20 protein-coding genes and 1 tRNA gene are annotated in these 20,803 nt (G+C 46.5%); 19 read left to right on the forward strand and 2 right to left on the reverse strand.

The features are described from left to right. Positions 1 to 12: 12 nt before the first annotated feature. The 14 genes from AC3WU2_RS17550 (at position 13) to AC3WU2_RS17615 (ending at position 13,767) form a co-directional block, all read left to right on the forward strand. Positions 13 to 1,770 carry a tetratricopeptide repeat protein gene (locus AC3WU2_RS17550; protein ID WP_492456387.1) on the forward strand — a complete coding sequence of 586 codons (1,758 nt, stop codon included), beginning with the start codon at positions 13 to 15 and terminating at the stop codon, positions 1,768 to 1,770. A gap of 50 nt (positions 1,771 to 1,820) precedes the next feature. After that, a complete protein-coding gene (gene trxB / locus AC3WU2_RS17555) occupies positions 1,821 to 2,747 on the forward strand; it encodes a thioredoxin-disulfide reductase (RefSeq protein WP_492456389.1) in 927 nt (308 codons plus the stop codon). Positions 2,748 to 2,900: 153 nt separating this feature from the next. Next, positions 2,901 to 3,374: a cupredoxin domain-containing protein gene (locus AC3WU2_RS17560; protein ID WP_492456391.1), complete on the forward strand. Its 474-nt coding sequence runs from the start codon at positions 2,901 to 2,903 to the stop codon at positions 3,372 to 3,374. 184 nt (positions 3,375 to 3,558) lie between these two features. Next, positions 3,559 to 4,509, forward strand: coding sequence for an ROK family glucokinase (locus tag AC3WU2_RS17565; protein ID WP_492456393.1), 951 nt, complete (start codon positions 3,559 to 3,561; stop codon positions 4,507 to 4,509). Between the two features lie 34 nt (positions 4,510 to 4,543). Continuing rightward, positions 4,544 to 5,434, forward strand: coding sequence for an RNase adapter RapZ (gene rapZ / locus AC3WU2_RS17570; RefSeq protein WP_492456591.1), 891 nt, complete (start codon positions 4,544 to 4,546; stop codon positions 5,432 to 5,434). Between the two features lie 33 nt (positions 5,435 to 5,467). After that, positions 5,468 to 6,454 carry a gluconeogenesis factor YvcK family protein gene (locus tag AC3WU2_RS17575; RefSeq protein WP_379351133.1) on the forward strand — a complete coding sequence of 329 codons (987 nt, stop codon included), beginning with the start codon at positions 5,468 to 5,470 and terminating at the stop codon, positions 6,452 to 6,454. A gap of 5 nt (positions 6,455 to 6,459) precedes the next feature. Beyond that, positions 6,460 to 7,389, forward strand: a complete 930-nt coding sequence (whiA, locus tag AC3WU2_RS17580) for a DNA-binding protein WhiA (protein ID WP_314586546.1) — start codon at positions 6,460 to 6,462, stop codon at positions 7,387 to 7,389. 109 nt (positions 7,390 to 7,498) lie between these two features. Further along, entirely contained in the window at positions 7,499 to 7,768 is a 270-nt protein-coding gene (locus tag AC3WU2_RS17585) for an HPr family phosphocarrier protein (protein ID WP_018759086.1), read from the forward strand. Positions 7,769 to 7,940: 172 nt separating this feature from the next. Continuing rightward, the gene (locus tag AC3WU2_RS17590) at positions 7,941 to 8,711 is read left to right on the forward strand and encodes an SIMPL domain-containing protein (RefSeq protein WP_492456397.1); all 771 of its coding nucleotides are present in this window, start codon (positions 7,941 to 7,943) and stop codon (positions 8,709 to 8,711) included. Positions 8,712 to 8,949: 238 nt separating this feature from the next. Continuing rightward, positions 8,950 to 9,927, forward strand: coding sequence for an ABC transporter ATP-binding protein (locus AC3WU2_RS17595; protein WP_492456399.1), 978 nt, complete (start codon positions 8,950 to 8,952; stop codon positions 9,925 to 9,927). Continuing rightward, complete coding sequence (locus AC3WU2_RS17600; protein WP_492456401.1) at positions 9,924 to 10,775, forward strand: ABC transporter permease; 852 nt, start codon at positions 9,924 to 9,926, stop codon at positions 10,773 to 10,775. Before AC3WU2_RS17595 ends, AC3WU2_RS17600 begins: the two co-directional genes overlap by 4 nt. Beyond that, the gene (locus tag AC3WU2_RS17605) at positions 10,772 to 11,575 is read left to right on the forward strand and encodes an ABC transporter permease (protein WP_018759090.1); all 804 of its coding nucleotides are present in this window, start codon (positions 10,772 to 10,774) and stop codon (positions 11,573 to 11,575) included. The genes AC3WU2_RS17600 and AC3WU2_RS17605 overlap by 4 nt, the downstream gene beginning before the upstream one ends. Before the next feature lie 36 nt (positions 11,576 to 11,611). After that, positions 11,612 to 12,664, forward strand: coding sequence for an ABC transporter substrate-binding protein (locus AC3WU2_RS17610; protein ID WP_492456403.1), 1,053 nt, complete (start codon positions 11,612 to 11,614; stop codon positions 12,662 to 12,664). A 32-nt stretch (positions 12,665 to 12,696) separates the two neighbouring features. Beyond that, positions 12,697 to 13,767: a PdaC/SigV domain-containing protein gene (locus tag AC3WU2_RS17615; protein ID WP_492456405.1), complete on the forward strand. Its 1,071-nt coding sequence runs from the start codon at positions 12,697 to 12,699 to the stop codon at positions 13,765 to 13,767. 76 nt (positions 13,768 to 13,843) lie between these two features. Here the strand turns inward: AC3WU2_RS17615 and clpP are convergent, their stop codons facing one another. Then, entirely contained in the window at positions 13,844 to 14,425 is a 582-nt protein-coding gene (gene clpP / locus AC3WU2_RS17620) for an ATP-dependent Clp endopeptidase proteolytic subunit ClpP (protein WP_314586539.1), read from the reverse strand. A 129-nt stretch (positions 14,426 to 14,554) separates the two neighbouring features. Beyond that, positions 14,555 to 14,629, reverse strand: a tRNA-Arg gene (locus AC3WU2_RS17625). A 270-nt stretch (positions 14,630 to 14,899) separates the two neighbouring features. On the opposite strand from AC3WU2_RS17625, the gene AC3WU2_RS17630 reads away from it, so the two are divergent. The 5 genes from AC3WU2_RS17630 to gpmI all read left to right on the forward strand — a co-directional run bounded on the left by AC3WU2_RS17630 (position 14,900) and on the right by gpmI (position 20,635). Continuing rightward, positions 14,900 to 15,946, forward strand: coding sequence for a sugar-binding transcriptional regulator (locus AC3WU2_RS17630; RefSeq protein ID WP_018759094.1), 1,047 nt, complete (start codon positions 14,900 to 14,902; stop codon positions 15,944 to 15,946). Between the two features lie 72 nt (positions 15,947 to 16,018). Further along, the gene (gap, locus tag AC3WU2_RS17635; protein ID WP_018759095.1) at positions 16,019 to 17,029 is read left to right on the forward strand and encodes a type I glyceraldehyde-3-phosphate dehydrogenase; all 1,011 of its coding nucleotides are present in this window, start codon (positions 16,019 to 16,021) and stop codon (positions 17,027 to 17,029) included. An 85-nt stretch (positions 17,030 to 17,114) separates the two neighbouring features. Further along, positions 17,115 to 18,296 carry a phosphoglycerate kinase gene (locus tag AC3WU2_RS17640; protein ID WP_492456409.1) on the forward strand — a complete coding sequence of 394 codons (1,182 nt, stop codon included), beginning with the start codon at positions 17,115 to 17,117 and terminating at the stop codon, positions 18,294 to 18,296. A gap of 44 nt (positions 18,297 to 18,340) precedes the next feature. Continuing rightward, positions 18,341 to 19,096: a triose-phosphate isomerase gene (tpiA, locus tag AC3WU2_RS17645; RefSeq protein ID WP_492456411.1), complete on the forward strand. Its 756-nt coding sequence runs from the start codon at positions 18,341 to 18,343 to the stop codon at positions 19,094 to 19,096. Then, a complete protein-coding gene (gene gpmI / locus AC3WU2_RS17650) occupies positions 19,097 to 20,635 on the forward strand; it encodes a 2,3-bisphosphoglycerate-independent phosphoglycerate mutase (RefSeq protein ID WP_492456413.1) in 1,539 nt (512 codons plus the stop codon). The last annotated feature ends 168 nt before the right edge of the window (positions 20,636 to 20,803 follow it).

Here is a 20,803-nt window from a genome sequence, read left to right on the forward strand (position 1 = left end):
GGTGCCTTGTTGATGAAAGAAAAAAAGATGCTACCTGAAAGCCATCGAAAGAAAATCATACCGATCCAAATGGATGCTACTTTTTTCTTTGAGCGGGCCGTTCGTTCCTTGGATCGCTATCATTATGACAAGGCATTGAAGTATTTCCGCAAAGCGGTGGAATATGAGCCGGAAAATCCTGTCAACCATTGTAATATGGCCGGGATTCTGTCGGAGATGGGCAAGTATGAGGACTCTAATGAGATTCTGCAGATGGTGCTCGATACCATAGAACCGAGTCTGTCAGAGTGTTATTTCTATATGGCTAACAATTACGCGAATATGGATCAGTTCGAAGAAGCTGAGGAAGCGTTGATTCGATATCTTGAGGAAGATGCGAGCGGACAATACTTGGGCGAAGCCGAGGAAATGATGGATTTGCTGCAATATGAATTGAACCGCCCAACGCGTCTGACGACCATTAAATCCCGTGAGGGCATGATGGAGCATGATCAAGCCCGTTCGATGCTCGAAGAAGGTCGGTTCGGCGAGGCTGTTAAGGTGCTCGAACAAATTGTAGAGGATCAGCCGGACTTTTTAGCGGCGCGGAACAATTTAGGCCTGGCCTATTACTATATGGGATTGTTTGAGAAAGCAATGGATACCATAAATGATGTGCTGGAACGTGACCCAGGCAATTTGCATGCGCTCTGTAATCTGGCGATTTTTTACCAGCATGAAGGCAATGTCAAGGATCTGGCTCAGTTAATTGTGGCACTCAAGAAGACGGTACCTTTTCACCAAGAACATGTATTTAAGCTTGCGACGACCATGGGAATCATGGGGCAGCATGAGACAGCATATCAGCATTTCCGAAGATTGCTGAAAGACGAAGAGGTCAATTTCGATCCTTGTCTCTATCATTATACTGCCGTGGCAGCTTGCCATATCGGACGTCTGGAAGAGGCATATCGGCTCTGGAATCATGCGCAGAAGCTTGACCCGGGATCTGAAATTCCGAAGTTCTATCTGGCGCAGCTGAAGGAGTATCGCCAGGTGGAAGAGAGCGGCGAAGGCATGGAAAAGCCCATGTGGAGTTATCATTATCATCTACCTTTCGAAGAACAGTTCCGACTCTGGGAGAAGACGTCTGGCGGATTGCCGGATCATCTGAAGCGGGATCCGCTCGTGCGTTCCTCGTTCTTCTGGGCCCTTCGACACGGAGATCAGCAGACCAAGCTTCAGGTTATTCAAGCGTTAGGCATGATTGCGGACTATGAAGTGCAAGAGGCGCTGCTCAGGTTCTTGCTCGAACCGAATGAAGAAGATTATTTGAAGCAGGTTGCGGTCTTCGTACTGCGTTCCATGGGCTATGATGCGAAAGTGGAAGCAATTATGGATGGGAAGCGCACGATCATTGAAGGTAACGATTTATCCGCAAGACTCCCGGCTTGGGATGAACAGTGGCAGACGGTACTTACGCTTGCGCTTCGTACAATGAATAAGCGTTACGATATGCTGCAGCAATATGATCTGCAGACACTATGGGTCGAGTTCCTAACTCGTGTCTATCCCGACATGCCGAAGATTCATAAGGCTGAGGGCTGGGCAGCGGCGCTGGAATATCTTACAGCCAAGATGCATCGCCGAGCGATCTCGTATCATGAAGTAGCACAGCGATACAGTACATCTATCACCACGGTTAGCAAATACGTGAAGTGGATGGACGAAGTGTGCGGCATTAAGAAGAAGATGGATGCGATATTCCCATCCTACACCCAAGAATTCTAGAGGAATGCGCCATCATGCGCGTTCCTTCATACATAAGGAGGATATGATCGATGTATAAATCAATCGTAATCGGAACAGGGCCTGCTGGATTAACAGCTGCCATTTACTTAGCACGTGCGAACCTTAGCCCACTGGTCATCGAAGGACCTGAGCCAGGCGGCCAATTGACGACAACGACGGATGTAGAGAACTTCCCTGGATTCCCGGAAGGGATTATGGGTCCGGAGCTCATGGATAATATGCGTAAGCAAGCAGAACGCTTTGGCGCAGAGTTCAAAACGGGCTGGGTGAACAGTGTGGATTTCTCCAAGCGTCCATTTACACTACAAGTCGAAGGCATTGGGGAATTGCAGGCTGCAACAGTGATTATCTCGACAGGTGCTTCCGCGAGATACCTTGGTATTCCTGGGGAAAGAGATAACTTAGGACGCGGTGTGAGTGCATGTGCGACGTGCGACGGCTTCTTCTTCCGTAACAAGAAGATTATCGTCGTAGGTGGCGGCGACTCTGCGATGGAAGAAGCGAACTTCTTGACGCGCTTCGGCGATGTGACACTCGTTCACCGCCGCGATGAACTGCGCGCTTCGAAGATCATGCAAGACCGTGCACGTGAGAATGGCAAGATCAAATGGGCGCTTAATCGCTCCCCAATTGAAGTGCTTGCTGGCGACAACGGTGTCACAGGTCTCAAAGTGACGAACAATGAGACCGGTGAAGAAGAAGTGATCGAGACAGACGGTTTGTTCGTCGCAATCGGTCATACACCGAATACGAAATTCCTCGGCGGTCAAGTGGATACGGACGAGCAAGGGTATATCATTGTGAAGTCGGGCTCCATGGAGACGAACATTCCAGGCGTATTCGCTTGCGGCGACGTTCAGGATACGAAGTATCGCCAAGCGATCTCCGCAGCAGGAACAGGTTGTATGGCTGCGCTAGACGCAGAGAAGTTCTTGGAAGCGAACGAAATTCATTAATATATCGATGGTTACAGAAGCTGACGGGTAGTCCCGTCGGCTTTTTAATTTTTTCTTCAATTATGAACATTCTGGTAACTTCGCTGGAAACCCATCGAATTTCAGTCATCCTTACTCGTACGGCGGATGAATATTCCAGATCATGGTGATACAATGAGTTTCGAAGAGGTTGATGTGATTTATGTCGCAGCAGGTTTTGAACCGTTTATACAGTCCATCGATCCATCCTTATTATCATTAAGCGGAGGTATAATGATGAAAAAATCATTATTCGTACTAGGTCTAGCCTTATGTCTTATGTTTGTTCTATCGGCCTGTGGAGGGGACAGCAAATCAAGTGAACCGGCTGTTGCACCAACGGGCGTAACAGAAGAAGTAACGATTACTGCGAAGAACTTTGAGTTCTCGCCAGCAGAGATCAAAGTGAAAAAAGGCGATACGATCAAGCTTACATTCAATTCGGAAGAAGGCGTCCATGGTCTGATGATCAAGGAATTTGACATTAATATGGATGAATCCGGCACAAAAGAATTCGTAGCCGATAAAGTGGGTACGTTTGATTTTAACTGTTCGATTATGTGCGGCGGCGGCCATGGGCAAATGGTTGGTAAAATTACTGTAGAATAACGCTAAGATGAATGACGCGAAAAGCTGGTTTTCGTTGAGAATACTCACGAGAAGCAGCTTTTTCATTTGTATACCCTAGAGGTCTATACCTCATGAGGGAGTGCCCTATTATCTTGACCGATAATACAGCATAGCTTATAGTGGGTACTGAAACACAATTAACTTAGATAAAGGTGGATTTAGCATGTCTGAAACAATCTATGTTGGTGTGGACCTGGGCGGAACAGCAATCAAAGTTGGAGTCTGCAATGAACAGGGACAACTGCTGCATACGTACGAGGGCCCTACAGAGACGGAAAAGGGAGCAGAGACAATCATTGATAACATCGTGAAATATGTTCATCTTGTTGTCGAGCAGTCCCCTTATTCGTGGGATCAAGTGGGCGGCGTAGGCGCAGGTCTCGCAGGCTTCATGAATTTGAAAGAGGGAATTATTCTACATTCTCCTAACCTACCATTTCGTGATGTACCGATTCGTCAGATTCTCTCTGATCGACTGGACAAACCGGTTCGAGTGGATAATGATGCGAACGTGGCGGCGCTTGGTGAAGCATGGAGCGGCGCAGGTACAGGGATCGACAATTGTGTATGCTACACGCTTGGAACAGGTGTAGGCGGCGGTATTATTATTAACGGCAGCATCTATCAAGGATTTGCTGGCGTAGCTGGCGAGCTGGGACATATGGCTGTTATTCCTGATTTGGAAGCAATCCAATGCGGATGCGGCAAAATGGGTTGTCTAGAGACAGTATCTTCGGCAACAGGGATTATCCGTATGGCGAAAGATGCTGTTGAACGCGGCGATCGCACATCGCTATCCACGCTAGAGCATATCATGGCTAAAGATGTGTTCGATGCAGCCAAGGCAGGAGATGAAGTCGCGACACGTATCGTTAATCGTGCAGCATTCTATCTGGGCAAAGCAATGGCAGCGGTGGCAGCCGTCCTGAATCCGGAGCGGTTCATTATTGGCGGCGGCGTGTCCAAAGCAGGCGATATTCTATTCGATGAAATTCGTGAAGTATTCTACAAGCTGACACCGGATTCATTACAAAAGGGTATTGAGATTGTGCCAGCAACACTCGGCAATGATGCGGGAGTGATCGGGGCAGCAGGATTGTGTAGTCGTTCTTAAGAGGAAGTTCTAAATACAAGGGGGAAGGGCCGTGATGGACACTTCATCGATGGCAAAAGCAAAACTGGTAATTATTACAGGCATGTCTGGAGCCGGGAAGACGATTGCTGTTCAGAGTTTGGAGGATCTTGGGTTTTTCTGCGTGGATAATCTACCTCCGGTTCTTATTCCGAAGTTCGCAGAACTCATCGAACAATCGAACGGCAAAATCGGCAAAGTAGCACTTGTAATTGACCTTCGTGGCCGCGAATTCTTCACGGCATTATCCGAGTCATTAAATTATATGAAAGATCACTATACGTTGAATTGCGAGATCGTCTTCCTGGACGCAACGGACGGCGTACTTGTTCAGCGTTACAAGGAGAGTCGGAGACGGCATCCGTTGGCGCCGACAGGCATGCCGCTTGAAGGGATTCAATTGGAGCGGAAGTTGCTCGAAGACTTGAAGGGATGGGCTTCCCAAGTCATCGATACGAGCAATATGAAGCCGGCGACGCTCAAGGAACGGATCGTATCTCGTTTTAATAATCTAGAGGGTAATACCTTATCCGTGCATATTACGTCATTTGGATTCAAATATGGAATACCAATTGATGCGGATTTAATCTATGATGTACGCTTCCTTCCGAACCCGCATTATGTAGACACTTTGCGTCCGCATACCGGGCAGGATCTGGAAGTCTATGATTACGTGATGAAATGGCCGGAGACGCAGATGTTCTTGACGAAGTTGGTCGATATGCTGCAATTCCTCATTCCTCAATATCGCAAAGAAGGAAAAAGCCAAGTTGTGATCGGGATCGGGTGTACCGGAGGGAAACATCGTTCGGTTGCCATTGCAGAATATTTGGGCCGAATCATTGGGGCCAGTGAGACTGAAATGGTTCGTGTAGCCCACCGAGATGCAGAGAAGGACCGTCATTAACTAAAGGCAAGACAATATGTACGAGGTGATGAGATGAGCCTAGAGTTTGAAGCAGTACAGCGTCCGCGGATTGTCGTCATGGGCGGAGGAACCGGATTGTCTGTCATGCTGCGCGGGCTGAAGGAAAAGCCTTTAGATATTACGGCCATCGTGACGGTTGCGGATGACGGCGGCAGTTCAGGGATTCTACGGAATGAGCTGCATATGCCGCCTCCGGGCGATATACGCAACGTGCTCGGTGCACTTGCGGATGTTGAACCGCTCTTGTCGGAGATGCTGCAATACCGATTCAGTTCGGGGGCAGGTTTAGCCGGGCATAGTTTGGGCAATTTGATATTAGCAGCCATGACAGATATCTCTGGGGATTTCGTTACGGGGATTCGTGAGTTAAGCCGAGTTCTGGCGGTGCGGGGACGTGTGCTTCCTGCTGCGAACCAGGCGGTTATACTGCATGCGGAGATGGAAGACGGCACAGTGGTAACAGGTGAATCGACCATCCCGACGGCAGGCAAACGAATCAAGCGCGTCTTCTTGGAGCCTTCGAATGTTGAGCCGCTCGCAGAAGCTGTAGAGGCGCTGCGTCAAGCGGATGCAATTCTGATCGGCCCCGGAAGTCTCTATACGAGTATCATTCCGAATCTACTGGTACCTGAACTGGCTCAAGCGGTTGTCGATTCGTGTGCGGTCAAAATCTTTGTCTGCAACGTCATGACGCAGCCGGGTGAGACGGATAACTATACCGTGAGCGACCACTTGGATGCAGTGTATGACCACATCGGGCATCATATTTTCGATTATGTGATCGTGAACGACGGCGAGATTCCGCCGCAGGTCCAAGATAAATATGCGGAAAAAGGTGCAAAAGCTGTACATTTGGATTTAGAGGCTGTGACGAATCGAGGCTATAAAGTCATCGCGGACCGTCTGGTTCTATTCCGAACGTATCTGCGCCATGATGCGGATAAACTTAGTCATCATATCTATCAACTCGTCAAAAATTGGATGATACGAAAGAGGTGAGTCGCTTGTCTTTTGCGGCACAGACCAAAAAAGAATTAACCCAGGTTGAGGCGGATACGTGCTGCGAGCGAGCGGAATTATCAGCTCTACTCCGAATGAATGGTACCGTGCAGTTGACGAATCGTAAGGTTATTCTGGATATCTCGACAGAGAACGCAGCGATCGCGAGACGTATATATTCGTTAATTAAGAAGTACTATGACGTGCACACGGAGCTGCTCGTTCGGAAAAAAATGCGATTGAAGAAAAATAATGTCTATATCGTACGAATTCCAACGCAGGTGCAGGAAATATTGAAAGATTTGCATATCGTTTCAGAAGGTTTCAATTTTACGGACGGTATTGATCAGCAGATTATTGCAAATAACTGTTGTAAGCGAGCTTACTTACGCGGTGCCTTCATGGCTGGAGGTTCAGTGAACAATCCCGAGGGTTCATCGTATCACCTTGAGATTGCTTCGATGTACGAGGAGCATTGTCAGGCGCTAGTCGACCTTGCGAACGAATATGGGCTGAATGCTCGTTGTATCGAGCGGAAGAAAGGGTTTATTTTCTACATCAAAGAAGGCGAGAAGATTATCGATTTGCTCAGCATGATTGGCGCGCATCAAGCACTCTTCAAATTCGAGGACGTGCGAATTATGCGCGATATGCGCAACTCGGTGAATCGGATCGTGAACTGTGAGACGGCGAATTTGAACAAAACCATCGGAGCCGCGGTGCGTCAGATTGATAACATCAAATTGCTGCAAAAGGAAGTGGGTCTGGAGAGTCTACCGGACAAACTTCGGGAAGTGGCAGAGGTACGTCTGGCTCATCCGGATATTAACTTGAAAGAAGTCGGCGAACTGCTCAAGGGGTCGGTAAGTAAGTCTGGGGTCAACCACAGACTGCGTAAGATCGACGAATTGGCGGAAAAAATTAGGAATGGGTAAAACTTTTTTTCCTAGTGCTGTTCATGTTATAATGGTATAATGTTGTAAAAGACTAATAATTTATTAGGATAATCGCCAGATCGAATAAGTAATAGGGGGTAATTTTTCCATGACAAAGCACCCGGTAGTTGTGCGGTTAAAAACGGGTCTCCATGCTAGACCGGCAGCGTTGTTCGTTCAAGAAGCGAATAAATATTCGTCAGAGATTTTCGTGGAGAAAGACGAGAAGAAAGTTAATGCGAAAAGTATCATGGGAATAATGAGCTTGGCGATCAGCTCGGGAACTGAAATATATATAAGTGCGGAAGGTTCGGACGCTGAGCAAGCTATTTCTGCATTGGTTCAATTGGTTAGTAAGGAAGAACTTGAAAATCAATAATGAATGATGTACATACAAAGGCCCCTGGGATCAGGGGCTTTTTGTTGTATAGGGCCTCGAAAAAATAGATAAAGCTTGCCTGAATAATTTATTTTTCAGTGTAACATTTGGTAAATCGAAGCGTCTATGTAGGTAGAACCAAGTGAAGAATAATAAAAGGGAGGCTTTTCACATGAATCAGGATGTAAAAAGAATCAATAGATCAAAAAGATTAGGATTACTCGCAGCAACCGCACTGCTCGTCGCATTAGCATGGGCTGCTCCAACATCGAAGACTTATGCGGCCGAAGCGCCAGCGGCTCAGAGTCAAAGTCTCGTTCACACGATCAATGTAACGGGTAAAGGAGAAATTACAGTAACGCCGGATGTTGCGTACGTGACGCTCGGAATCGAGACCAAAGCGACAACAGCGAAGGAAGCGCAGAAAGCGAATGCAGCGAAGTTCGCCAAATTGAAACAAGCGCTTACGAATTTCAAGGTCAAAGCAGAGGATGTGCAGACGGTTAGTTTCTATGTGAATCCAGAGTACACCTATAATGAGAAGTCAGGGCCGAAATTAACAGGTTACTCCGCGACGCATATGGTGCAAGTAACGTATCGCGACTTGGATACCGTCGGCAATCTGATCGATGCTGCTTCGGAAGCAGGCGTGAATCAGGTGCAAGGTGTTCGTTTCGATACGGAACATCCAGAAATGTATGAGACACAAGTGTTAGAGAAAGCGATGAAGAATGCCGAAGTGAAAGCGAAAGCCATTGCCTCCGCAGCGAAGCAGCAGATTGTCTCGGTGATCACGGTGTCGGAATCAAGTGCAGATGTCTATCCAATGTTCACGAACCAAGTCTATGCATCAAAAACGGAGTCTGCAGCAGCAGATACTTCGATCCAAACGGGTCAAGTTTCCATTAAATCCAACGTGACTGTCGTCTATGAAATAAAATAAGAAAGTTTCATGTATTTATTAGCGAATTAACGAGAAAATAGTTGTATCATCGGACAAAACACGGTATAGTGAAGATGCTTTGTAAACGAGGAAATGTCGATGAAAGCCATACCAATGGATATGGCTTTCTTTTTCTTGAAAGTTTAGAGTATTCGGGGTCACCGCAAAGTACCCGGGACGCTTCGAAGCAATAACATCACTTTGTGGGGTTATTTTGAAATATAAGAGTAAGGGGTTGATGCCGATGATACAACTCATGAATATAGAAAAGCATTTTGCCGGTCAGACCGTCGTACACCCTCTATCCCTCACCATTGGCGAGGGCGAATTTTTGACATTGCTCGGGCCGAGCGGTTGCGGAAAGACGACGATTTTACGGATGATTGCCGGATTTGAGCAACCTACAGTAGGTGAAATTTTTCTCGATGGTAAGGATGTTACAGAACTGCCGGCCAACAAGCGGGATTTGAACCTCGTATTTCAGCACTATGCTCTGTTCCCGCATATGACGGTGGAGCAGAATATCCAATTTGGTCTCAAAATGAAGAAGATTGATGCTGCCGAACAGAAGGAACGAATTGGTGAAGCAATCCGATTGACACAGCTGACGCCTCTTGCGAAGCGTTATCCGCATCAATTATCTGGTGGTCAACAACAGCGGGTTGCGATTGCGCGTGCGATTGCGAACAAACCTCGCGTTCTTCTGTTGGACGAGCCGCTTGGCGCATTGGATCTACAGCTGCGTAAGAACCTGCAAGCAGAGCTGAAGCAATTGCAGCGCAGCCTCGGTATTACATTCGTCTATGTAACGCATGATCAAGAAGAAGCGATGATGATGAGTGATCGGATCGTCATTATGAATAACGGGAAAATTGAGCAGATTGGCACACCGAAGGAAATTTACAATCGACCGCAGACGTTGTTCGCAGCGACCTTTATTGGTGAGAACAATGTGTTCCATGAAGCGGAGCGGATGTTCGCGATACGTCCTGAGAAGCTCAAGGCAGTTCGGGACAGGGAACAGAAGGCGAAGCGCAAAGGTATTATTCAAGATATTGTATACTTAGGTAACGTACACAAACTGATAGTTCATCTGAATGATGAACAGACGACCGTATCGATCTGTCTCGATTTCACAGACGAGGATGAATGGCAAATTGGCCAGCATATCGGCGTGGATTGGCTTGATACGGATGAGGTGAATATCGGGTTATGAAAAAAACGAAATGGTTGATCTCCCCGGTAGTCCTCTGGCTAAGTTTGTTTCTGATTTTGCCGATGGCGATTGTGGTCGTCATTTCTTTTCTCGGGCGCGATGAATTTGGAAATTTGGTCATTCAATTCAGCTTGGATAATTATGCACGGTTTTTCGATTCCCTCTATATGGGGATTTACTGGGATACGATCGCGTTATCCGTTCTTACAACACTGATCTGCGTCTTGATTAGCTATCCGCTTGCGTATTACATTGCAAATGCAGGACCAACAAGGCAAAAAATATGGCTCTTGCTTATCACTGTGCCATTTTGGATAAATTTCCTAATCCGGACCTATGCTTGGGTCCTATTGCTGCGTTCTCAGGGTGTTGTCAATTCGTTCTTGATGGATATCGGAATCATTGATGAACCCTTGAAGATGTTGTATACAAAAGGCGCTGTGCTGCTGGGGATGGTCTATACGTTCATTCCGTACATGGTGCTGCCGATTTATGTATCGCTTGAACAAATGGATCGCAAGCTGCTCGAAGCGGCAAGCGATCTGGGTGCTTCGCGTTGGCGCGCATTCTGGCATATTACGTTACCTCAGACCAAATCCGGCATGATGACCGGATCGGTGCTCGTATTCGTATCCACGGCAGGAATGTATGTGGTGACGGATATTCTCGGCGGTTCCAAATCGACGATGCTGAGTAATATTATTCAGACCCAGTTCCTCGGGGCGAGGGATTGGCCGTTCGGCGCGGCGTTATCAGTTATATTCGCGATCACATCGCTGGTGTTGATCTACTTATTCAATATGGCACTCCGCTCACGCCATGAACGATCGAAGGAGGGACGAGCATGAAGCAGAAGACCAATCCATTGCTATCGATTCACGCTTACCTGGTGATGGCGTTTATCTACTTGCCTGTGCTCATGATCCTTATCTTCTCGTTCAATAATTCGCGGATTAACAGTACGTGGGAAGGCTTTACGTTCAAATGGTATGGCTCGTTATTTCAGAACCGTAACGTGATGGATGCATTAATGAACAGCTTGACGATCGCTTTTACTTCGACGGTGATTGCGACGGTACTCGGTACGGTAGCGGCTCTAGCCCTTCGTAATGCAGTTCGTAAGAGTAAGACGGTGCTCGGAATGCTCTATCTCCCCATCGTTGTACCGGATATTATTATGGGTTTATCGCTGCTCTTGCTCTTCAGTCAATTCCATTTCCCGCTGGGCAAATGGACGATTATTATTGCTCACGTCACGTTCAGCATCTCGTATGTGTATGTGATCGTTGCATCGAGAATTTCAGGAATGGGCAAACAATTAGAAGAGGCCGCGCAAGATTTGGGTGCCTCACCATGGCAGACGTTTCGTTACATTACGTTACCTGCGATCTGGCCAGGGGTATTGGCTGGTGCGATTATGGCGTTTACGTTGTCGATCGATGACTTCATGATTAGCTTCTTCGTGGCAGGGCCGGACTCGACGACATTACCGATCTATATCTATGGGCTTGTCAAACGCGGAATTTCCCCGGAAATTAACGCATTATGTACGATTATGATTATTGTTAGTGTTGGATTGATTTTAATTGCGCAATGGTTGCAGAATAAAGGGAATCGGGGCAAGAAGGCTTCGACGCTTCCTTTTTAATATTATGATTCTTTAAAGCAGAAAGGGGTAATACGATTGAAAAAAATGAAATGGTTCGCGAGCACAGTCCTCGCTGGTGCAATGATCGCGACACTCGTCGTGACAGCAGGATGTTCTCAGAAGGAGACACTCAACTTATATAGCTGGGCTGATAATTTCGATCCGGATGTCATTAAAGATTTCGAGAAGAAATATGACGTAACGGTCAATTATGCAGTGTTTGCGAATAATGAAGATTTGCTCGCTAAATTAAAGGCTGGCGGATCGAAGTATGATGTGATTCAGCCATCGGATTATATGGTTGCGACGATGATCCAGCAGGATTTACTCGAGCCGCTCAATAAAGATAATATTCCGAATTGGAACAATATATCGAGCCATTTCAAGAACCTTCCTTACGACAAAGATAATAAATACTCCATCGTCTATACATCCGGTGTCACGGGAATCGCATACAACAAGAAGTATGTGAAAGGCGAGATTACAAGCTGGTCCGACCTATGGAAACCAGAATTTAAAGATAAAGTCCTGTTGCTTGATGATATGCGTGAAGTGATTGGCATGGGCCTGAAGAAGAACGGATTCTCGAATAGCTCGACGAACGAGAATGAGATTAAAAAGTCTGTAGATGATATTAAACAACTGCTTCCGAGTGTATTGGCGTTTGATACCGATAATATTAAACAAAAGCTGATTGCGGAAGAAGGTTGGATCGGAACTGTATGGTCTGGCGATGCTGCGTATATTGCTGCTCAGAACCCGGATATTGCTTATGTGATTCCGAAAGAAGGCAGTACAATTTTCTCCGATAACTATGCGATTCCTAAAGGTGCGAAGAACAAAGATTTAGCAGAGAAATTCATTAACTACATGCTGGATCCAGAAGTTAGTGCGAAGAACTATGAGTCCATCGGATACAGTGATCCCAATGAAAAAGCAAAACCGTTCCATAGCCCTGAGTATCAAGCGAATAAGATGATTAACCTAAGTAATGATGAGTTTGCACGTACCGAATGGTTGATGGATGTAGGTAAAACATTGCAAGTCTACGACCGCTACTGGACTGAAATCAAGAGCGGACGCGAATAAGGCGTTAACGATCAAAGAGGAGGCGTTCACCCATGAAAAACGTATTGCGAACGATTACGCTTGTTGCTCTATGCCTCGTATTTTTAATTCCAACTTCACATGCATCGGCGGCTACAGCGCCTTGGCAATCCGTGGCGACGCCAAATATTCAGATTACGCTGGATGGAGCACCGCTACTCAGCAAAGGGATTGTACAGGACGGTAGTACATATATTCCGCTTAACATCCTTGCGAAAGATCTGAAACTCGATACGGCTTATGATGCGAATAAGAAAGTCATGCGTGTAAAAGCAAAGGGTAAAGATGTTGTTATTCAAGTTAACCAATATGCCGTCAATTCGATTGTGAATGGTCACGAATTGTGGGATGCTTACGGACGCATCCTCTTGAATGGCAGTAACTATGTGGCATTGAGTCTTCTTACGGATAACTTCGGCTACCATTCGACGTGGGATCCAAAGACGAAGTCCGTTCATTTGAAGACGATCCAAGAAAACGACATCATCTGGTCATCGAAGAAAATCAATGAGAATACCAAAGATGCGATTGTTAATGTACAATATCCGCAGGTAAGCGGGCTCAAAAATGCGGAGGTTCAAGAGAAAATCAACACATTGTTCGCTTCGGAAGCGAAGAAGTATGTCGACACGGCCAAAGAGAGCTCGAAGGGGGCCTACGAAGAACTTGGGTTCAAATATGAATACACGTCGAATTATGACATCAAATATAATTCGAACCAAGTGATCAGCCTCTTATTCTCGAGTAATGAATATACAGGCGGCGCGCATGGCATGCCAGAGCAATGGTCTTATACCATCAATATTGATACTGGCGTCGTCTATACGCTGAATGATCTGTTCAAGCTTGTTCCGGAATACAAGCAAGTCATCAATGAAAAGATCAAAAAAGAGATTGCACCTATGTTGATGTACGATGCCAAATTCCAGAGCATTAACGAAGATACAACTTTCTATGTGAAAGACGAGGGTGTTGTGGTTTATTTCGGGGTGTATGAATATACGCCTTACGCAGCGGGATTCCCTGAATTCTATATTCCATTCCGTTCCGTATCACCGAGCTTTGAAGGTAAGCTGCCTTTCTAGAAGCTCTCGTGTGGTAGCTCATACAATAAAACCCCCATGCATTGGATGCATGGGGGTTTGTCGTCTTGCGTATAACTTACAGCTTCTCAAGAACCTTGTCGACCAATCCGTATTCCGCAGCTTCATAAGCGCTCATGAAGTAGTCGCGGTCGGTATCCTTCTCGATACGCTCTAGCGGCTGGCCACTGCGATCCGCAAGAATTTTGTTCAGATGATCACGCATCTTGATAATGCGTTTCGCGCGAATTTCAATATCGCTGGCTTGGCCTTCTGCTCCACCTAATGGTTGATGGATCATGACTTCACTGTTCGGCAGTGCGAAGCGTTTGCCCTTCACCCCTGCTGTAAGCAAGAAGGCGCCCATGGAAGCTGCCATACCGACGCAAATCGTCGATACATCTGGTTTAATGAATTGCATTGTATCGTAAATCGCCATACCTGCCGTAATCGATCCGCCCGGGCTATTGATATACAGCGAGATGTCCTTCTCTGGATCTTCTGCTGCAAGGAATAGCATTTGCGCAATAATCGAATTCGCTACCACGTCATTAACGGGTGAGCCTAAGAAAATAATACGATCTTTCAACAGCCTTGAATAAATGTCATATGAACGTTCGCCGCGGTTCGTCTGTTCCACGACCATAGGAATGTAACTCACAGAAAATCCTCCTCTACTCACATCGACTAGCTTTCCACCAAATCATACTCCAAATCAGAACAAAAGTCAAAGATAGTCAAACTGGTGATACAAAAAAATCAGCCGAAGCTGATTCTGTGTGTGTATGTATGGCGCGCCCGCTAGGAATCGAACCTAGATCTCAGGCTCCGGAGGCCTACGTCATATCCATTGGACCACGGGCGCAAAAAGGATAGCAAGGAGAATTATATGCTATAAACCATAGAAATGCAAGTCCTAATCTGATTATCAAGAGAAACTTCTATCGAAATACACCCGAAGATGAGCTACCGAGTTAAAAAGGGCTATTCCACGATGTATAAGTTTCTGTAAACATGTGAATTCTACATGCGGTACACTTGCAAACTGCTCTCGAAAGGGTTAAACTAGAGGTGGGACTAAAAAGGTTTCCGTGGGACGTTTTCGGGCCAACTAAAGTTGCAGGAGTGGAAAGAAATGCGGAAAATATTAGAGATAGAAAAGCAACTTCTGCCTGATCTCATGGAAATACTAAAAAAGAGATATGAAATCCTTCATCAAATCAAGCTGTCTGAGTTAGTCGGGCGCAGGACGCTGGCGACTTCCTTAGAGATGACCGAGCGGGTACTGCGTGCAGAGACAGATTTATTAAAGACACAAGGACTCATTGAAATTGAGAGCGCAGGGATGCGCCTAAGTTCAGCCGGAGAGAAGCTGCTAGAGGACTTAGAATCCATTGTGAAAGAACTGTTCGGTCTAACAAATATGGAGGAGCGAATTCGCAAGTCTTTCGGTCTTCAGCAAGTGCTGATTGTACCGGGTGATTCGGATCGTTCGCCGCTTACGAAGCGAGATCTTGGTCTTGCAGCATGTAAAGTGCTTCGTAAAGTGATGGGTAAAGATGATGTCGTTGCTCTCACTGGCGGTTCCACACTGGCTCAGATGGCAGAACAGATGACTTCAACGACGCCGATGAAATCCAATTGGTTCGTGCCAGCTCGTGGCGGTTTAGGCGAGAGTCTTGATTATCAAGCCAACACCATCGCATCGAAGATGGCAAAACGTGTAGGCGCACAATATCGATTACTGCATGTCCCGGATCTTCTCAGCGAAGAGGCATATCAGTCCTTGATGCAAGAACCGAATATTCTAGAGATTGTGGAGTTCATTCGGAAAGCTCGCATTGTCGTTCATGGGATTGGAGACGCCTTTGTGATGGCCAAACGAAGACGGGTCGATCAACAGATGGTGGATGCCTTAAGGCAGGAGGGTGCTCTAGCGGAAGCTTACGGGTACTATTTTGACCGACAAGGCAATGTGGTTCACAAGATGGTGTCCTTAGGACTTCGACTCGAAGAGATTCAAGAAATGGAACTCGTGATTGCCATTGCTGGCGGTGCTAGTAAAGGAGCAGCGATTCATTCCGTCTTGAAATTCGGGCGTGAGAATGTGCTCATTATTGACGAAGGTGCAGCGCTTGAAATCATTCGATTGATGGATGCAGAAGAACAAGAAGTAAGTTAACAATGTTGTGGTCTTGACGAGCCCTCAGGTTTGTCTTGAGTATATATAAATTAATTTTAGGAGGAATCATCAATGGTTAAAGTTGGTATTAATGGTTTTGGACGTATTGGACGCCTTGCTTTCCGCCGTATTCAAGCAGTAGAAGGTATCGAAGTGGTAGCAATCAATGACTTGACAGACGCTAAAATGTTAGCTCATTTGTTGAAATATGATACAACTCAAGGTCAATTCCAAGGAAACGTTGAAGTACATGAAGGATTCTTCAAAGTAAACGGTAAAGACGTTAAAGTTCTTGCGAACCGTAATCCTGAAGAATTGCCATGGGGCGAGCTTGGCGTAGACATCGTTCTTGAATGTACTGGATTCTTCACAACAAAAGAAGCTGCTGAGAAACACATCAAAGCAGGCGCTAAAAAGGTTGTTATCTCCGCTCCAGCAACTGGCGATATGAAAACAATCGTATACAACGTAAACCATGAAATTCTTGATGGTACAGAGACAGTTATCTCTGGCGCATCTTGCACAACAAACTGCCTAGCTCCAATGGCAAAAGTATTGCAAGACAAATTCGGTATCATTGAAGGCTTGATGACAACAATCCACGCTTACACAGGCGACCAAAATACACTTGATGCTCCGCATGCGAAAGGTGACTTCCGTCGCGCTCGTGCAGCAGCTGAGAACATCATCCCTAACACAACAGGCGCAGCAAAAGCAATCGGTCTTGTTATCCCTGAACTTCAAGGTAAACTTGACGGTGCAGCACAACGTGTTCCTGTAGCAACAGGTTCCTTGACTGAGCTTGTAACTGTTCTTGATGCAAAAGTAACAGCTGACGAGATCAACGCTGCAATGAAGGCTGCTTCTGACCCAGCAACTTATGGCTACACAGAAGATGAAATCGTATCTTCCGATATCAAAGGTATGACTTTCGGTTCCTTGTTCGACGCAACACAAACAAAAGTATTGACAGTTGGCGACAAGCAATTGGTTAAAACAGTAGCTTGGTACGACAATGAAATGTCCTACACAGCGCAATTGATCCGTACGTTGGAATATTTCGCTAAACTAGCTACGAAGTAATAGCGGTTGTAGCATGATTGTAGAGCGGAAACAGTTCATAATTGTTTCCGCTCTTTAACTAATATGTGTTTGGAGGAACCGACGAATGAACAAGAAGAGTGTACGTGATGTAGAAGTAACTGGTAAACGCGTATTTGTCCGTGTCGATTTTAACGTGCCATTAGAAGACGGTAAGATTACGGACGACACACGCATTCGTGAAACCCTGCCTACGATCAAATATTTGATCGAGAACGGTGCAAAAGTTATTCTAGCAAGTCACATGGGCCGTCCAAAAGGTCAGTTCGTGGATTCGATGCGTCTAACACCAGCTGCGGTTCGTCTTAGCGAATTGCTAGGCAAACCAGTAGTTAAAGCAGACGAAGCGATTGGCGATGCGGTTAAAGCACAAATCGCTGAAATGAAAGACGGCGATGTATTGCTTCTTGAGAACGTTCGTTTCTACGCAGGTGAAGAGAAGAATGATCCGGAACTCGCGAAAGAATTTGCATCCCTTGCAGATTTGTTCGTGAATGACGCATTCGGCGCTGCTCACCGTGCACATGCTTCGACAGCAGGTATTGCTGCATACTTACCAGCCGTTTCCGGACTTCTGATGGAGAAAGAATTGAACGTACTTGGCAAAGCTTTGCTGAACCCTGAGCGTCCATTCACAGCGATTGTCGGCGGATCGAAAGTTAAAGATAAAATCGATGTTATCAACAAAATGCTCGAAATTGCTGACAACGTATTGATCGGTGGCGGACTTGCTTACACATTCCTCAAAGCACAAGGTCACGAAATCGGCAAATCGCTCTGCGATAACGAGAAATTGGAAACAGCGCTTGGGTTTATCGAGAAAGCCAAACAACTTGGCAAAAACTTCATGATCCCTGTAGATATCGTTGTAAGTGACGATTTCAGCGCAGATGCGAACACGCAAATCGTTGGTGTAGACGGTATTCCAGCGGATTGGGAAGGTATTGACATCGGACCGAAAACACGTGAGCTTTATGCAGACGTGATCAAGAATTCGAAGCTCATCGTATGGAACGGACCTATGGGCGTATTCGAAATCGAGCCATTCTCCCACGGTACACGCGCTGTAGCACAAGCTTGTGCAGAAACAGCAGGTTACACAGTGATTGGCGGCGGCGATTCAGCAGCAGCAGCAGAGAAATTCCATTTGGCAGACAAAATGGACCATATCTCAACTGGTGGCGGCGCATCTCTTGAGTTCATGGAAGGCAAGAAGCTTCCAGGCGTTGAAGCGCTTAACGATAAATAAGATCAGTACTCCTTAGGTGGGGAAAATAGAAGGACGTGAAAACCATGAGTAGAACTCCAATCATTGCAGGGAACTGGAAAATGTTCAAAACTGTAAGTGAATCAACAGCTTTCGTTCAAGATGTGAAGGGGAAAGCAGAAGTTGCAGGCGTGGAGAGCGTGATTTGCGCACCATTCACGAACTTGCCAGCACTTGTTGAGGCTGTAAAAGGCACTTCCATCAAAGTTGGTGCACAAAACATGCACTTCGAAGATAACGGCGCATTCACAGGTGAAATCAGCGGCATTATGCTGAAGGATCTTGGTGTGGAATACGTGATCTTGGGTCACTCCGAGCGTCGCGCATACTTCGCAGAGACAGACGAAATCGTGAACAAAAAAATGCATGCAGCATTCAAACACGGCTTAACACCAATCGTGTGCGTGGGCGAAAAGCTTGAAGAGCGTGAAGCAGGCCAGACGAAAGATGTCTGCAAAGTGCAGACCGAAGCTGCTTTCCAAGGATTAAGCGCAGAGCAAGCAGCGAAAGCTGTTATTGCTTATGAGCCGATCTGGGCGATTGGAACGGGTAAATCTTCAACTGCAGCAGATGCGAATGAAGTGATCAGCTACATTCGTGAACTTGTGAAAGGTTTGTATGGAGAGCAAGTAGCGAATGCGGTTCGCATTCAATACGGCGGCAGCGTGAAACCGGAAAATGTACAAGAGTACATGGGACAAAGCGATATCGATGGCGCTTTGGTCGGTGGCGCAAGCTTGCAACCAGCTTCCTACATTGCATTGGTTGAGGGGGCGAAGTAAATGACAGCACCTAAACCGGTAGCACTGATTATCCTCGATGGTTTTGGGCTTAGTGACAACTTGGTGGGTAACGCCGTTGCACAAGCGAATAAGCCGAATTTTGATCGTTACTGGTCGACTTACCCTCACACAACGCTTACGGCTTGTGGTGAAGCGGTAGGGCTTCCTGAAGGTCAAATGGGGAACTCGGAAGTAGGTCACTTGAACATCGGCGCAGGCCGGATCGTGTATCAAGATTTGACTCGCATCTCCAAATCGATTCGTGATGGTGAGTTTTTCGATAACGAGACGCTGATTAAAGCGGTTCGTCATGCGAAAAATAACGATAAAAAATTGCATCTCTATGGATTGCTATCCGATGGTGGTGTGCACAGTCACATCAGTCATTTGTTCGCGATGCTAGAGCTGTGCAAAAAAGAAGAGTTCAATAATGTATTCATCCATGCTTTCTTGGATGGACGCGATGTATCGCCAGATAGCGCAAAAGGCTATATGGAACAATTGATCGCGAAAATTCAGGAGCTCGGCGTAGGTACCATCGCAACGGTTCAAGGCCGTTACTATGCGATGGACCGCGATAAGCGTTGGGAGCGTACGGAGAAATCCTACCGCGCGATGGTATATGGCGAAGGCCCGAAATACCAAGACCCACTCAAAGCGATCGTTGAGTCTTATGAAAAATCGGTATTCGACGAGTTCGTAATGCCAACGGTTATCGTGGATGAGAACGAACAGCCTGTAGGCTTGATGGAGTCGGAAGATTCCGTTATCTTCTTGAACTTCCGTCCAGACCGTGCGATTCAATTGTCCCAAGTGTTCACGAACGCGGACTTCCGCGGATTTGACCGTGGGGATAAAGCACCGAAGAACTTACACTATGTATGTCTAACGATGTTCAGCGAGAGTGTGGACGGATTCGTCGCATACTCACCGAAGAACCTTGATAATACACTTGGCGAAGTGCTCGTACAGAACAACAAGAAACAACTTCGTATCGCTGAGACCGAGAAATATCCGCACGTTACGTTCTTCTTCAGTGGCGGACGCGACAAGGAATTGGAAGGCGAGACACGTATCTTGATCCCTTCACCGAAAGTTGCAACGTATGATTTGCAGCCTGAGATGAGTGCAGCGGAAGTTGCAGCAGCAGCGGTGGCAGAGATCGAAGCAGAACGTCAAGATTGCATTATCTTGAACTTTGCGAACCCTGATATGGTGGGTCACTCGGGTATGCTCGAGCCGACAATCAAAGCGGTTGAAGCAACGGATGAGTGCCTTGGTAAAGTGGTTGATGCGGTTATCGCCAAAGGCGGCGTAGCCATCATTATCGCGGACCATGGTAATGCCGAAGTTGAGATCGACGCGAATGGCCGTCCGCATACCGCGCATACGACGAACCCGGTTCCTTGTATCGTGACTACCAAAGATGTTACCCTAAGAGAAGGCGGGATTTTGGCGGACGTGGCTCCGACCATTCTTGACCTGATGCAATTGAACAAGCCGGAAGAAATGACGGGCACAACGATTGTAAATAAGTAAAAAATTAAATTGAGAGTTAATAATCCGACTTTTCAGCACCTGAAAGTTTCCGAAAGAAACTGACATCGTAAGCTAACGCTTAGGTTGTATGAAGCTGAAGAAGGAGTAGCGGAGTGTAGGAGAAACCTACATGAGCAACGGACTTCGAAGGTGAATGCAAGATGCGAT

The organism is Paenibacillus sp. EB106-05-06-XG162, assembly GCF_058791655.1.